Source organism: Lonsdalea quercina (genome assembly GCF_900107885.1).
GTDB lineage: Bacteria > Pseudomonadota > Gammaproteobacteria > Enterobacterales > Enterobacteriaceae > Lonsdalea > Lonsdalea quercina.
The window spans coordinates 42,514-57,183 of record NZ_FNQS01000013.1; the positions used below are offsets into that span (position 1 = coordinate 42,514).

Annotated in this window: 15 protein-coding genes; 3 read left to right on the plus strand and 12 right to left on the minus strand. The window is 56.3% G+C overall.

The features are described from left to right. Nucleotides 1–24 precede the first annotated feature (24 nt). The 6 genes from crl to gpt all read right to left on the minus strand — a co-directional run bounded on the left by crl (nt 25) and on the right by gpt (nt 4,857). On the minus strand, nt 25–399 hold the full coding sequence (crl, locus tag BLU64_RS15240; protein ID WP_026743239.1) for a sigma factor-binding protein Crl: 375 nt from the start codon (nt 397–399) through the stop codon (nt 25–27). 125 nt (nt 400–524) lie between these two features. Then, nucleotides 525–1,010: an outer membrane lipoprotein YfiB gene (gene yfiB, locus BLU64_RS15245; protein ID WP_036153172.1), complete on the minus strand. Its 486-nt coding sequence runs from the start codon at nt 1,008–1,010 to the stop codon at nt 525–527. A gap of 8 nt (nt 1,011–1,018) precedes the next feature. Beyond that, entirely contained in the window at nt 1,019–2,257 is a 1,239-nt protein-coding gene (gene dgcN, locus BLU64_RS15250; protein ID WP_074729294.1) for a diguanylate cyclase DgcN/YfiN, read from the minus strand. Beyond that, entirely contained in the window at nt 2,250–2,765 is a 516-nt protein-coding gene (gene yfiR, locus BLU64_RS15255; protein WP_175527821.1) for a regulatory sequestration protein YfiR, read from the minus strand. The genes dgcN and yfiR overlap by 8 nt, the downstream gene beginning before the upstream one ends. A gap of 235 nt (nt 2,766–3,000) precedes the next feature. Next, complete coding sequence (gene frsA, locus BLU64_RS15260) at nt 3,001–4,248, minus strand: esterase FrsA (RefSeq protein ID WP_074729296.1); 1,248 nt, start codon at nt 4,246–4,248, stop codon at nt 3,001–3,003. Nucleotides 4,249–4,398: 150 nt separating this feature from the next. Continuing rightward, the gene (gene gpt / locus BLU64_RS15265) at nt 4,399–4,857 is read right to left on the minus strand and encodes a xanthine phosphoribosyltransferase (RefSeq protein ID WP_026739764.1); all 459 of its coding nucleotides are present in this window, start codon (nt 4,855–4,857) and stop codon (nt 4,399–4,401) included. Between the two features lie 342 nt (nt 4,858–5,199). On the opposite strand from gpt, the gene pepD reads away from it, so the two are divergent. Then, entirely contained in the window at nt 5,200–6,660 is a 1,461-nt protein-coding gene (gene pepD / locus BLU64_RS15275; RefSeq protein WP_074729298.1) for a beta-Ala-His dipeptidase, read from the plus strand. 69 nt (nt 6,661–6,729) lie between these two features. On the opposite strand, the gene dinB is transcribed toward pepD, so the two are convergent. After that, the gene (gene dinB / locus BLU64_RS15280; protein ID WP_026743246.1) at nt 6,730–7,791 is read right to left on the minus strand and encodes a DNA polymerase IV; all 1,062 of its coding nucleotides are present in this window, start codon (nt 7,789–7,791) and stop codon (nt 6,730–6,732) included. A gap of 494 nt (nt 7,792–8,285) precedes the next feature. Between dinB and dpaA the strand changes: the two genes are divergently transcribed. Continuing rightward, on the plus strand, nt 8,286–9,008 hold the full coding sequence (gene dpaA, locus BLU64_RS15285) for a peptidoglycan meso-diaminopimelic acid protein amidase (RefSeq protein ID WP_026743247.1): 723 nt from the start codon (nt 8,286–8,288) through the stop codon (nt 9,006–9,008). On the opposite strand, the gene BLU64_RS15290 is transcribed toward dpaA, so the two are convergent. The 5 genes from BLU64_RS15290 to mtnK all read right to left on the minus strand — a co-directional run bounded on the left by BLU64_RS15290 (nt 8,979) and on the right by mtnK (nt 13,471). Next, complete coding sequence (locus BLU64_RS15290; protein WP_074729300.1) at nt 8,979–9,746, minus strand: class II glutamine amidotransferase; 768 nt, start codon at nt 9,744–9,746, stop codon at nt 8,979–8,981. The genes dpaA and BLU64_RS15290 overlap by 30 nt on opposite strands. Before the next feature lie 252 nt (nt 9,747–9,998). Then, on the minus strand, nt 9,999–10,580 hold the full coding sequence (gene lpcA, locus BLU64_RS15295) for a D-sedoheptulose 7-phosphate isomerase (RefSeq protein WP_026743249.1): 582 nt from the start codon (nt 10,578–10,580) through the stop codon (nt 9,999–10,001). 248 nt (nt 10,581–10,828) lie between these two features. Next, entirely contained in the window at nt 10,829–11,851 is a 1,023-nt protein-coding gene (locus tag BLU64_RS15300; RefSeq protein ID WP_036153179.1) for an alpha/beta hydrolase, read from the minus strand. Nucleotides 11,852–11,864: 13 nt separating this feature from the next. Then, nucleotides 11,865–12,209: a hypothetical protein gene (locus BLU64_RS17285; RefSeq protein ID WP_139171521.1), complete on the minus strand. Its 345-nt coding sequence runs from the start codon at nt 12,207–12,209 to the stop codon at nt 11,865–11,867. A gap of 59 nt (nt 12,210–12,268) precedes the next feature. Continuing rightward, nucleotides 12,269–13,471 (minus strand): S-methyl-5-thioribose kinase, encoded by a 1,203-nt coding sequence (mtnK, locus tag BLU64_RS15305; protein ID WP_074729302.1) that lies wholly within the window; start codon nt 13,469–13,471, stop codon nt 12,269–12,271. A 141-nt stretch (nt 13,472–13,612) separates the two neighbouring features. On the opposite strand from mtnK, the gene mtnA reads away from it, so the two are divergent. Then, nucleotides 13,613–14,644, plus strand: coding sequence for an S-methyl-5-thioribose-1-phosphate isomerase (gene mtnA / locus BLU64_RS15310; protein WP_074729304.1), 1,032 nt, complete (start codon nt 13,613–13,615; stop codon nt 14,642–14,644). Nucleotides 14,645–14,670: the final 26 nt, after the last annotated feature.

The following is a 14,670-nucleotide window of genomic DNA, read 5'->3' on the forward strand; positions in this document are numbered from 1 at the left end:
ACCGGCGCGTGACCTGAAGAGGCGTTAGGGTCTTTCCGTTAAGGAATAGGGGGGGGCTAGCTGCTGTACCAGGACTTCCAGTCGCTTGTGGAAACTTTGACGCGTAGTGTGCACTTTTTCGGTGATGGCTTTGTCTTTGAACTTAATTTCAGACCAGTTGCCAGCTTCATCGAACAGGCCATAACGATACGAGTAAGTCATACTTTGTCCCTGCGCTTCCAAATCTAACCACCAGCCCCAAAACTCGCGTTTTTCCGGATCCGCTTTGACATCGACGCACATCGCCAGGCAGTCAAAGAAGAAGTAGAAATCATGGCACTGGCCTTCCCGCAAATAGGGTCCCAAAGAGGTAAAGTTTTTAATCAAACGGTGTCGCGTATGTCCACACGATAATGTCATTCGGCATTCTCCAAGTTTTACCCTTAAGTTATTAGCAGAGATGCCGCATTTTTCAACCAAATTGCGGGATAAATAAGGCTTGACGACAGGCGTGCTTATCGAGGCCTGACGCCAGCGGGGAGAATTTACGGGGCGGTGATCACGATCGCGACACGGCGATTTTGCGCTCTACCCTGCGCCGTCGCATTGCTCGCAATGGGATAATCCTTACCTAAGCCACGCGTCTGGATATGGCTACGCGGAATGTTGGCGCTGACGGCATAAACATCCGCGACGACTTCCGCACGGCGTAAGGAAAGCGCCTTGTTATAGCGATCTTCACCCGTATTATCCGAATGACCATCCATGCGTGCATGGCTCAGTCCTACGGCGGACAACGTATTGGCAACTCTTTTTATCGCCGCCCGGCTTTGGGGGGTCAGCGTGGATTGATCGACACCGAACAACACCTTTTCCGTCAGCCCCAGAGTCCACCCCTCTTCGCTCGGCTTGAATCCAGTCGATTGCAATGCGGCAACCTGCTCAGGAGTAAACGGATCTTTGTGCGACTGGCAGGCCGTCAGCCCTAGAGCCAGCGCGGCAATCAACACGAACTGCAGAGTGAACTTCATACAACCACTTACCTCGTTAACGCATGTCGCCGGTATTTTTGCTTTTCCAGGTACATGTTTTTGTCAGCCTGCTCCAGGAGGTCCTCTATAGTGGAGTACTGATCGGCAATCGCTACGCCAATGCTTAGCGACATCACAACTTCCGCGCCATTTTGAAGTTCGATCGGCTGACTCACGCGACGGCGGATCTTGTTCACGATGGGCATAACGTCATCCATATCCTGGACGTCAGACAGGATTAAAGCGAACTCATCGCCGCCCAATCGCGCCGGAAGGTCTTTTTTTCCTGCGCAGTATTTCAATCGTTTAGCGATGGTTATCAACACCTTGTCGCCAGCAGCATGGCCATAGGTATCATTGATGTATTTAAACTGGTTGCCATCCATAAACAACACGGCCGTATGGCTGTGGCTGTCTTCATCTTCCAGCACGTTTTCGAGCGCGCTGCAGAATGCCGTGCGGTTGGCCAGGCCCGTTAATGCATCGTGCAGAGAACGTTTCAGCAAGGAATCATTCTCTTTCAGAATCTGCTCCTGCCAGCTTTCGATCTCTTCGAGCAGGCTGTTGAAATCCTGGCTAAAGACATCCAGTTCAACAATCTTTGCCGACGGTACACGCCGGGCGAAATTACGATTTTCACGAATATCGTGCACCACCTCGGCAATATTCTGCAGCGCCATAATTAAGCCGTGGTGCAGATGACGGGTGATGATGACGGACAATATCGAGGCGAAGACCAGGCAAAGCGTGAGCACCAGCAGGGAAAAGTAAACAAAGCTTTTAACCGGGGCGTCGCTGCCCGAAATCTCGATATGGCCCACGAGATTGCCACGGTGATAGATGGGCTGCAGTACCGAACTGGGAAAAAGCCATTTGGCGATCATACGGCTCATCGGGTCGGCGTGCTCGCTGCCCGCGGCTTGCCAGAATGTGATTTTACGTCCGTTCGCATCAGTGACTATAGCCTGACTGAACTGACCTTGCTGGCCGAGAGTGCTCAGCGTTTCACGGGCCGCCACGCCGTCGCGGAACACGACAGCGGCCTCGATGCTTTGGCTCAGGGTACTGGTGAGCAGTTGCAGATTCTTCTCAGAATACTGTTTGAATGAAATCAGCGACGCCGTGGTGATCAACATCCATGACACCGTCATGGTGATGACGATACTCAAGGTACTGATACGCGCCAGGGCATTCCTGAAAGTGATTCTGCCGGTGACTGTACTGGACGTAGAGGCTGGCTTATCCATGTTTAGCATTCCGCGGACGACCAAGCATTAAGACTTCGGGACTAACTTTCACCCCGGTACGAAACAACGAGTCCAAATTGACAGAGAAACTGACCTTTTTATCCGCGAAGATAAGACAAAACGCGCTGCCATCAACACATTCGGGGTTTTGCTCCGAAATAGTCAGGAGTGGATGCGCCGGGTCCAGGCTTGAAATTCCGACCTGCTCTTGAATGGATTCCCTGCCGAAGTATACCGCATCGCAGTGCGAGGACGAAAAATCATCGACATCTTCTACCAAGATTGCATTGAATAAAGGGGTATCTTGTTCATTACGCATATCGGTGAGCACGGCAGCGAAATGCGCTGAAGAGAATACGCAAAGCGTGGGAACCATTTGGGCGGATGGCCATCGAGTGTAGCTGACGATACCGGATACGGTACGGCGTAGGTCGGCAGCCGAAACCTGATTCATCTCTGTTTTAAGATTGGACGCATCGGCCCTGGCTAACAACATAAGGGGTAACATCGAAAATATCAGAACAAGTAAGATCCACCTTCTCTCCATAATAACGTTATCCAGCTGCTTATCATCCAATTAGGAAGGAATGTTTTTTGCGCGCGCTGCGAAGCCATACGCGCGGCGGCTTACCTTCGAAGCTATTTTGTTTTTCAAATAGCATAGCTAATGAATACGTTATCACCATCCCATTCAAGGTAATGGGACGATAAAGGGGACGATCATGCGGCAGATAAAGACATCGCTACTGAAGCTGACGCCCTAACCAATGGCTGATTTGCTGTAAACAGAGATGGAAACTTTCATAGACCGGTGAAGCTTTGACCTCCAGTAGCTTGCCCTGGAGCGATGAGTTGACGATCAGTTCGGATTCCTCTTTCGGGCTAAGTACGTCGTCCTTCCAGTAAGCGGAGAGCATCGGCGTTGGGCAACGTCGACCCAACAGTCCCTGCGTTTTTAGAGAATAACGCCCCATCTCAGCCTTCAATGCGGCGTAGGTGGAAGACGGCATACCGAGCCGGCTGGCGAGGATATCCATATACATATCCGGCACGTCCTGCTGACGCACGGCGCCAGCCAGCAGCGAATGCACCACCGGCCCCAGGCAGGCAACGCCCTTCAGACGCGGCGATTCCAGATACGCGAGCCGGACGGCGATATTCGCGCCGAAGCGAAAACCAAATGCCCCTACTCGGGTATGGTCCACCCACGGCACGTCCGGCAAGGCTTTCAATACCTGCTGATGCAGGAAACTGGAGTCTTGGTCCAACTTCCAGCGCGACGAAAAACCGACTGATGGCATATCAATCGTCAGCATCGCCATCCCCGCCGGCGCCAGATAGTCATGGAACAAGCGGTAATAGTCGCTTTGAAGCAGGTCCAGGCTGCCGCACACCAGTACGGTGGGGAACGGCGCGCTGCCCTGAGAGGGCATATGCAAAAAACCGGTCAGCGTTCCGCCGCCGTCGATGGGAATAGACAGCGTTTTTAGTTCATAGCTCAGGAGGCCGGCAGCCTCTTCATAGGCGCGATTCGCCATCGTCTGCGCCTGCTCGGCAAGCTCATCGCCCTTCAGGTGCGGATAGGCGGCGATGCTGTACAGCGCGGCGGCCTTCAGCCAGCACTGCCCTTTGCTCTCTTCATCGTGTTCGCTTTCCGTCGCCTGCTGCTGCCAGCGCATTCCCTGTACGACCCATTCGTAAATCCAGTTTCCGCCGCGGTAACCGATGACCGTATCCAACAGCGCGTCGTCGCTGCGCTGGGCTGTACTGGCGGCAATGCGCGACAGTACCTCCTCGATGTCCAGCGGCGCTACGCCGCGCCAAATCCACATCAGGCGGTTGATCATCCGATACCAGGCGCTGTTGTCGCTGCCTTCCAGGGCGGAGTGCATCGCACTGGTGGAGTGATGCGCGCGCGGGATCAGGGTCGAGGTTTCCGGATGTTTGAAGGACGGTTTGAACAGCTTTTCGGACAGGTTGGCCTGAACCACAGCAGCCTCCATAAAGGTCAAGCAGCAGAGAGAGCGTTTCGCTAAAGTGTACTCAACACTACATGGAAATGCAGTACGGGAGAGGGAAAAGAGTCGGAAATGACAACGCCCGGCAAAACCGGGCGTGATAGACGGCAAATCAGGGAGCGATTAGCGGTCGGACAGCGGCGGCACGAACACCACGCCCATGTCCCAAGGCTGCTCAATCCAGGTATCCTGCGGGATATCAACCTGATAATCGTCCACCAACGGTTTCCCTGCGGGTTTCGCAAAAATGGTGATGAAGTGCGCTTTCGGATACATATCGCGAATCGCTTTGGCGGTACCGCCGGTATCGACCAAATCGTCCACCACGATGAAGCCTTCGCCATCGCCTTCGGCACGTTTCAGCACCTTCAGCTCACGCTGATTGTCATGGTCGTAGCTGGAAATGCATACGGTATCCACATGACGGATGCCCAGTTCGCGGGCCAGCAGAGAACCAGGAACCAGACCGCCGCGGCTGACGGCGATAATGCCTTTCCATTGGTCCGCCGGCAGTAAACGCTCGGCCAGTTTGCGGGCATGAATCTGCAACATATCCCAGGTTACGACGTATTTTTCACTCATATAATATATCCCGGCCAACGGTGGAGTCGGCTTTATCATAGTCGGAGGGGGAAAAAGGTTGCGCGAGATTATAGATAGGCAACCTCATAAAAACCAGCCTTTATCCGATTGAGTTTTGTGGGTGGCGACAAAATCCCCGCCGCCATCGTTAGCAATCCGCCCGCTGCCAGCCACCTCAGCCGATTCTTCGCCACCAGGATTGACAGACTCTCCCCGGCGGCGGGAAAGTGATACTCTGTTTCATGATGCCCGATCGCCGCGCTCAAGCGCGATCATTTTTTTAACCTGTAGCGCCTCACGCGCCAGACGCGGACTTAGGCTGCTGAAAAGGAGACGTGAATAGTGTCTGAATTGTCTCAGCTTTCCCCACAGCCCTTGTGGGATATTTTTGCCACGATCTGTTCCATTCCGCATCCCTCCTATCATGAAGAGGCGCTGGCGGCGCACATTCTGTCATGGGCGCAGGCGCGCGGCATTCATTCAGAGCGCGATCGCGTCGGCAACATTCTGCTGCGCAAACCGGCGACGCCGGGCATGGAAAACCGCAAGCCGGTCGTGCTGCAAGCGCATCTGGATATGGTGCCGCAGAAAAACAACGATACGGCGCATGATTTCACGAAAGATCCGATTCAGCCATATATCGACGGGGAGTGGGTGAAAGCGCGCGGCACCACGCTGGGCGCTGACAACGGTATCGGCATGGCGTCTACGCTGGCCGTCCTGTCCGACGACAGCGTCGAACACGGTCCGCTCGAAGTGCTACTCACCATGACGGAAGAGTCCGGCATGGACGGCGCTTTCGGCCTGCAACCGAACTGGCTGCAGGGAGAGATTCTGATCAACACCGACTCGGAAGAGGAAGGCGAAGTCTACATGGGCTGCGCGGGCGGGATCGATTTCCTGACGCGTCTGCCGCTGCAGCGGGAAGCGGTGCCCGCGGGCTATCAGGTGATGAAGCTGGTGATTAAAGGGTTGAAAGGCGGTCATTCCGGCTGCGATATTCACCTGGGGCTGGGCAACGCCAATAAACTGCTGGGCCGTTTCCTGGCGGAGCAGGCGAAAACGCTGGACCTGCGTCTTCTCGACCTGAACGGCGGCACGCTGCGCAATGCCATCCCGCGCGAAAGCGCGGTCACGCTGGCCATCGCAGAAGATAAAATCGCTGCGCTGAAAGCGGCAGCGCAGGACTATGTGGCCGTACTGAAACACGAACTGGCCGCGGTGGAAAAAAACATCACTATTCTGGTCGAACCGACGTCGGACGCCGCCGCAGCCCTGACCACAGATAGCCGCGATCGGCTAGTGGCCCTGCTCAACGCGATCCCTAACGGTGTCATCCGCATGAGCGACGAGGTGAAAGGCGTGGTGGAAACCTCGCTTAACGTCGGCGTGATCACCATGACGGAGACACAGGCGGAAGTGCACTGCCTGATCCGTTCGCTGATCGACAGCGGCAAGGACTATGTGGTGAGCATGCTGACGTCGCTGGGACAGCTGGCCGGCGCGGAAACGCGTCCCAAAGGCGGCTATCCGGGCTGGCAGCCGGACGCGCAATCGCCGGTCATGCAACTGGTGCGGGAAACCTACCAGCAGCTGTTCGATAAAACGCCGAGCGTTCAGGTGATACACGCCGGTTTGGAATGCGGGCTGTTTAAGAAGCCTTATCCGGAGATGGATATGGTTTCTATCGGCCCGACCATCACCGGACCGCACTCGCCGGATGAGCGGGTAAATATCGTCAGCGTCGGCCTCTATTGGCAACTGCTGACTGCGGTTCTGAAAGCCATCCCAGAGAAACGCTAAGGCGTTCATCGCCTGCCCTTCCCGCATCCGGCTGGAAACCTCGCCGGATGCGGCGCCAAGCGCCCTCGATTAACGCTCCCAGTTAAATACCAGCTGTCGCTCCAGCTGCGGGTCCAGTAGCGTCACGTGTAATCCCACCAGCCGAACGCCGCGCGCCTCCCGCCGCTGCTCCCAGGTCTGCCTCGCCAACTGGATGAGATCCTGTTTGTTCAGCACCGGCCAGACGTGCTCCTGCGTGGTCTGCCGAAAATCGTCGAATTTCAGCTTCACGCCCTGACGCGCGATATGCAGATCCGGCTTCACCCGACGCAGCCGCACCTCCAGCTCGTCATACAGCGTTTCGATCAGCGCTTCGCATTGAGGCCAGTCGTGAATATCCTCCGCCAGCGTTTTCTCGACGCCGACGGATTTACGCAGCCGGTCAGGCAACACTTGGCGTTCATCAATACCATGACAGCGCTCCCACAGCACACGCCCGAACTTGCCGAACGACTTCAATAGCGCGGACAAATCATAACGCCGCACGTCGGCGCAGGTATGCAGCCCCCGCTCGGACAACCGGCTGGCCGTCACTTTACCGACGCCGGGGATCTTCGCCAACGGCAGCGCCAGAATGAAGTCATCCACCTCAGCGGGCGTAATGACGAACTGCCCGTTGGGTTTGTTCTGCTCCGAGGCCACTTTCGCCAGGAACTTGATGGGCGCGACGCCCGCGGAGGCAGTCAGATTCAGCTCATCGAAAATGGTCTGACGTATTTCCTGCGCCATCAGCGTGGCGGAGCCGTTGCAGTGAAGACTGTCGGTGACATCGAGATACGCTTCGTCGAGCGATAAAGGTTCGATCAGTTCGGTATAGCGGGCAAAGATCTGACGGATCTGGAGGGAGGTGGCTTTGTACACCTCCATACGTCCCGGCAGCAAAGTCAGATGCGGACAGAGTCGCAAAGCGGTCGCGGTCGCCATTGCGCTGTGTACGCCGTAACGGCGAGCGGGATAATTGGCGGTGCTGATCACCCCGCGGCGCAGCGCGCTGCCGCCGATGGCAAGGGGAATATCGCGCAGGCGCGGGTTGTCCCGCATTTCAATGGCGGCGTAAAAGCAATCCATATCGACATGAATAATCTTGCGCATATCCCCTCCGGTATCTGTATAAAAATACAGTACCAATATGGAATGATGCAAGCAGCTCCACCACCGGAGCCACGTCGCGCCAGTGAACCGCGAAAGTCAAAGGCCCTGACGGCGCGCTCATCCGCCCGATTTTCGTGGAAAATACGCTAAAAGAAAAATGGCTCGCGCTCGCTTCCTGTCTCAGGGAGGGTTTCCCTTTTCTGCCTCAGACGGGTTGATGCCAATAAGTTTCTTAATAAAATCGTCGTGTTACCGGTGCTTTGCCCTGACCTTCTCGCGCCTTATCGGCTGGGCGCGGAGCCGTCATTCCGGCCACGATGACGCCCCCGGTCCGACCTCTCTTTCACCGCTGTTTGCGTCTGACATAATTTCCCACTTGAATAAAATAAACGCAGTGCTAATGTGACAGCGCTACACCGCCTTAGGCACAGGAATACGGGACGACACCACAAAAATACCGTATGTCACACAGCTTCAGTTATCAGGATCCATCAATGCAAAAAATCGCACTGTCATTTGCGACGCTGTTTTTTTTGCCTTCCGTATTTGTTACCAGCTATGCGAGCGAAGTCATTCCGGTCACGACCTCTTTCAAGCAGCAGGCGTTAGGCTCGCCGGTTTATATTCAAATCTTCAAAGAAGAGCGGCTTTTGGAGCTGTATGCCAAAATCGGCACCGACTATCGTCTGGTGCAAAGCTATCCCATCTGCAAATACTCGGGCGGTCTCGGTCCCAAACGTGTGGAAGGCGATATGAAAAGTCCGGAAGGATTTTATCAGGTCGATTTGCATCAGCTTAAACCGGATAGCCGATTTCACCGCGCCATCAACGTCGGTTTTCCCAACGAATATGACCGTGCCCAGGGCTATTCCGGACGCTATCTCATGATTCACGGCGAGTGCGTATCGGTCGGCTGTTATGCGATGACCAATCAGTACATCGATGAGATCTACACCTACGTCGAGCGGGCGCTATTGAACGGGCAGGCGAAAGTCGAACTGGCGATTTACCCGTTCCGCATGACGGACAAAAACCTGCAGCGGCATCGCAATTCTACCTACGCCAATTTCTGGCAGCAGTTGCAGCCGGGCTACGCCTACTTCAACCAGCACCACCAGCCCCCGGCCGTTGCGGTGTTTAACGGCCAGTATATGGTGAATCAGGCGACGCCGAACAAGAACCCGTTTTCAAACTATGCGCTCACCAAAGTGGAATAACACGAACTCGCCTGGCTCGATCTGATGCCAGGTTTCATTCCCCGTCAGCGGCTGCGTCGCCAGCACGGTGACCACGTCATCCGGCGTGGTCTGCTGTTGAAAATCGATCTCCACATCATCATCCAGCAGCGTCGCCCTGCCGAATGGCGCACGGCGCGTAATCCAGCATAGCCGCGTGGAACAATACCCCATCACGAAATGTCCATCGGACAACAGCATGTTGAACACGCCCTTTTTGCTCAGCGTTTCCGCCAGCGATGCGATATAGCGAAAGACCGAAGGCCAGTGAGATGGCGTACGGGGATAGCGTAACGAGAGATGGTGAAGCAGCCAGCAGAAGGCGTATTCGCTGTCTGTCTGCCCTACCGGGCGGTAGGTTCCGGTTTTCAGGCTGCGATAGCCTTTTAACTGACCGTTGTGGGCGAACGTCCAGTTTCTCCCCCACAGCTCGCGGGTAAACGGATGGGTGTTTTCCAGCGCCACCGCACCGCGGTTGGCCTGGCGGATATGAGACACCACGGCGCAGGACTTGATGGGATACTTCTGTACCAGCTGTGCAATGGGCGACGTGGCGCTAGGCAGCGGATCTTTGAACGTACGGCAACCATTGCCCTCGTAAAAGGTGATGCCCCAGCCGTCACGATGCGGCCCGGTACGGCCGCCGCGTTGCATCAGCCCGGAAAAACTAAAACAGATATCAGTTGGGACATTAGCGCTCATCCCAAGCAGTTCACACATGGTGGATTCCTTACCTCTGTGACCCGCGATGAAAACGTCAGAGCCGCTGGCGGTGATTAGCCTGCGTCTTCAGGCGAGATCCGTGCGGTGTGAATGGCCCTAAAAAACAGCGCAGCTCTGCTCCTTAGGGCCAACGTGACATCCCCATCTTCTGCGGAGCGCCCGTCCGCGCCTTGATGAAGCGATTTCGCGGCAACGACAGCCTTTGCACCGGTGCGGGATGCTGCCTGATGCACCGTAGGCGCAGCGGGATTAGCTCTCCGCCATTTCCTTTTCAATCAGCTGGATCAGGATATGAATCGCTTTGATATGGATTTCCTGAATACGGTCGGCGTAGCCAAAATGCGGCACGCGGATTTCGACGTCCGCCGATCCCGCCATTTTGCCGCCGTCTTTGCCGGTCAGCGTGATGACTTTCATCCGCTTGGCGCGCGCGGCCGCAATGGCCCGGATGATATTGCCGGAATTGCCCGAGGTGGAGATCCCCAACAGCACATCGCCTTCACGTCCAAGCGATTCTATGTAGCGCGAGAACACAAAGTCGTAGCCAAAGTCATTGCCGACGCAAGAGATATGGCTCGGATCGGAGATCGCGATCGCCGGCAGTCCCGGACGGTTTTCACGGTAACGGCCGGTCAGCTCTTCAGCGAAATGCATGGCATCACAATGAGAACCGCCGTTCCCACAGGAGATTACCTTTCCGCCCGCTTTGAACGCGTCCGCCAGCAGTACCGCCGCATCCTGAATCGACTGAATATTGGCATTGTCGCTCAAAAAGGTATTCAGCGTATCCGCCGCTTCTGTTAGCTCTTTACGGATTAAGTCCTGATACATGGAACCCTCTCATTAGGTGATATCACGATGGTCTGCCATGCAGTGTAACGGATCGCCCAAACCCGGAGAAGCGGACAATTAACGATTGATATGATTCGCGGCGGAGGTCACGTAGGGGAGATTATTTAACGCACAGTTTCCACCGTCCATCACATAGAACCACGTTGCAAGGCACGGCTGGAATGAAAAAAAACCGCCGACGTATCGGCAGTATAAGACATTAAAACATGCCTCTCGACACGCGGTGATTACTGCAGATGCTTTCTCAGCAAGCTGCCAGCTTGATCTAGCGCGGCCTGAACTTCCGGCACGTTCACTAACGCGTTGTGAAAACCAAAGTCGTGGATCATGCCGTTGTAACGCACCTGCACGACATCAACGCCCGCCGCGTTCAGATGACGCGCATAGGCTTCTCCTTCGTCTCGCAATACATCGTTTTCTGCGGTTTGGATCAGGGCTGGCGGTAACCCTTTCAACTGCGCTTCGCTCGCCCTCAGCGGCGATGCGTAAATCTCGGCGCGCTGCGCGTCGCTAATTGTGTAGTGATCCCAAAACCAGGTCATCATAGCGCGAGTCAGAAAACGGCCTTCCGCAAAAAGTTGGTAAGATTCCGTATCAAATTTGGCATTCGTAACCGGGCAGAAAAGCACCTGATAACGAAGCGTCGGCGTGCCCTTTTCTTTCGCCATCAAGCTGACCACCGTCGCCATGTTACCGCCAGCGCTATTGCCAACTACGGCCAGACGCTGTCCGTCGACGTTGATTTCAGCGCCGTGCTCAGACACCCATTGGGTCGCGGCATAGGCCTGATGAATTGCCACGGGATAATGCGCTTCAGGGCTGAGGGTGTAGTCCACAAAGACCGCCGCCGCATGAGAAGACAGCACCAAATCCCTGACCATACGCTGGTGGGCCATAAAATCACCCAGCACCCAGCCACCGCCATGAAAAAACATGAACGCGGGCGGCATGTCCCCGACGTTGTCAGGCCGCACGATGGTCAACGCCAGCGGATGCCCGTCCACCTGAATCGTTTTATGCGAGATGATGGTGCCGGACAGATCTACTTCGACGCTCGCCTGCAGATCGGCCAGTACCTTTCGCGCCTCTGCCGGAGAGCGTTGCTCAATCGGCGGGCCATCCCCGCGGCTCAGCGCAGTTAACAAAGCCTGCGTGTCACGTTCAATATACGGGTCAGCACTGGCCGCGTAAGCGATACCCGCCGACGGTAACAGGCTGCCATCGTGTCGATGACAAGCGCGTTTTTTCATCTTCTACCCTCTATCAGCGCATTGATGCCGTAATCCAAGCGTTCATGGTGGTTAATGCAATCCTGCTCATGAAAATGATAGGTGAAAATAGCCACAACTCACCGACTTTAACCTTCGGTGTTTTATGAACAGATGAACAACGCCCACATAGCGCCAATATCGCAAAGCCCTCATTCGAAAACAGCGACACATTCAAGTGGTTCTTGCCTGAAAGAACCCTTACTTCAGCGATATGTGGGGAAGGAACACGAAGAAACAACGAGGAGTGGAATTGTGCGCCTGACGTCGCCAAGCGTTGAAGCGCTGGCGCGCCGCCATGACCGATGAGCGCAATATTCGATGCGTCGACCACCGCCACGAATGCTATTTTCCTGTCGTGACGGCGGCCTGGCCGCACCGACTGCGATACGGAGTGGATCAGACGTCGAACTGACGGATCCGCGTCAAAAGCACGTCGATGTCGCCGACAACCGGCGCTTCGACGATCAGCGCTCTGCCCAGCGCCAGCGCATGTCTTTTCGCGGTCAAACGCGCCTGGGGATCCCCAATACCGTCCAGATCCGCGACGTGAGCCAGGCCGATGGTGCGACGAATCAATTCGCTGCCGCAGTACCCGACGGCGTCTCGCCACACCTGACGCAAAAACAGTTCTGCATAGCCGTCAGCCGCCAGCGCAGGCTCACGACCTTGCTCTGCGCACAGCACCGTAAAGCGCTCAGCAAAAGTCCGCCATAGCGTGGCGCACTCCTCGAGACGCTGAGATCGGGCGATCTTTGCCGATTCTGCTTCTAACAATCCCGTCACGCCGCAGTAATTCAACAGCAGGTTCCCCAGCGCCGACCCCACATCGAAGCCGATGGGACCGTAGAAACCGAACTCGGCATCAATCACCTTGAGCTTGCCTTCGGCCACGAAAATCGATCCGCTGTGCACATCCCCGTGCAACAACGCTTCCGCCTTGGCGAGAAAACCGTGTTTCAATGCCGCCACCGCGCGCTTCAGGGCGCGATCTTCCCGCAGCGCCAGTACGTCCGGCAGTAGCTCCGGCTCGAACTGATTACGTTCATGGTCGATATAAGGGTCGGTAAAGAACAGATCCTCGGTAATCTGACACAGCTCCGGGTTAGTGAAACGGCTGACGGCCGCTTTCTTATCGTGCGGCGGCTGATAGAAGTCGGAGGTATGAAACAGCGTCTGCGCCAGATACTCGCCTAGCTGAGAGGCCGCCTGCGGGTAATGGCGCCCCGCCACCAGTTCGTTACGCCAGATGCGGTGATCGGACAGATCTTCCTGCACCATCACCGCCAGTTTGGGATCGTAATGCAACACCGCGACGGTATGCTGCGGGCAAAACTGCGCATGGGTCAGCAAAGTTTCCGCTTCGATGCGCGATCTGTCCAACGTCAGCGGCCACGACTCGCCGACACAGCGCACATAGGGCAGCGCCTGCTTGACAATCACACGGCTGACGCCCTGCGTATCGCGGATTTTGAAGACCAGATTCAGGTTGCCGTCACCAATCTCCTCGGCGGCGACCAACGTATGTGCCTCTGCCACGCCGCCGTATTGGCGGGCGTATGCTACAGCATCGTCTGCGTGAAAAGTACGGTATTGCGACATTGCGAATCCCCTGGTATGTGGTGCTGTTGGTCGTTTTATTGTTGTTTTAGACATAAAAGCGTTTGGACGTCTATACATCCGTAAAGCATACTGGCAGAATAAAAAAATTGATGCAATAGCGCAACACGGATTTAACCCTGAATGCAAAACATTAACACGACAAGTCTGAAGATTATCGATAACCAGCTCTGGATCCTGGACCAGCAGGCGCTGCCGCAGGAGATGGTCTGGCATCCCTGCCCGGACGTCCCTGCGTTGGTAGAACACATCAAAGCGCTGCGCGTGCGGGGCGCGCCGGTCATCGGATTATCGGCGAGTTTGCTGCTGGCACTGCTGGCGGAAGGCGGCCTGTCGCGACAGGCGCTGACGGTCGCGCTTGAGACGCTGCGCGCGGCACGCCCGACCGCCGTCAACCTGATGAACAATCTTGATCGCATGAAGCAGGCGCTGGCGGCGCCGGAGTGGATCCCGGCGCTGGGGCGGGAAGCCCTGCGGTTGATTGAGGAAGATCGCGCCCTGTGCGATCGCATCGCGGATTACGGCGCCACGCTGGTCACCTCCGGCAGCCGGCTGCTGACACACTGCAACACCGGCGGACTGGCGACGGCGGGCGTGGGCACGGCGATCGGGATACTGCTGCGCGCTCATCAGCAGGGCAAGATTGAAAACGTATGGGTGGATGAAACCCGGCCGTTGCTGCAAGGCGGACGCCTTACCGCCTGGGAACTGGGCGAATTGGGTATTCCCTATCGCCTGATTTGCGACTCGATGGCGGCGTCGCTGATGGCGCAGGGCCAAGTCGATGCCGTGTGGGTCGGCGCGGACCGCATCGCCGCCAACGGCGATGTCGCCAACAAGATCGGCACCTATAGCCTGGCGGTGCTGGCGCATTATCACCGCATTCCTTTCTACGTCGCCGCGCCTCACACCACGCTCGATCCCCACTGTCCGGAGGGCCGCGCGATCCCCATCGAACAGCGCGCCACCGCCGAGGTCACCGGCGTGTCAGGAAGCTTCGGCCACACTCAGTGGGCGCCGCAGGATGCGCCGGTGTATAACCCGGCCTTTGATGTCACCCCGGCCGCCTTGATTAGCGGTTGGGTGCTGGATTGTGGTGTGGTGACGCCCGAGCAGGTACGGGAAGGCATTTTTCAGCAGACGCTGTCGCGTTAATGCGGTAGGAGACGCCTCCCCGCCGC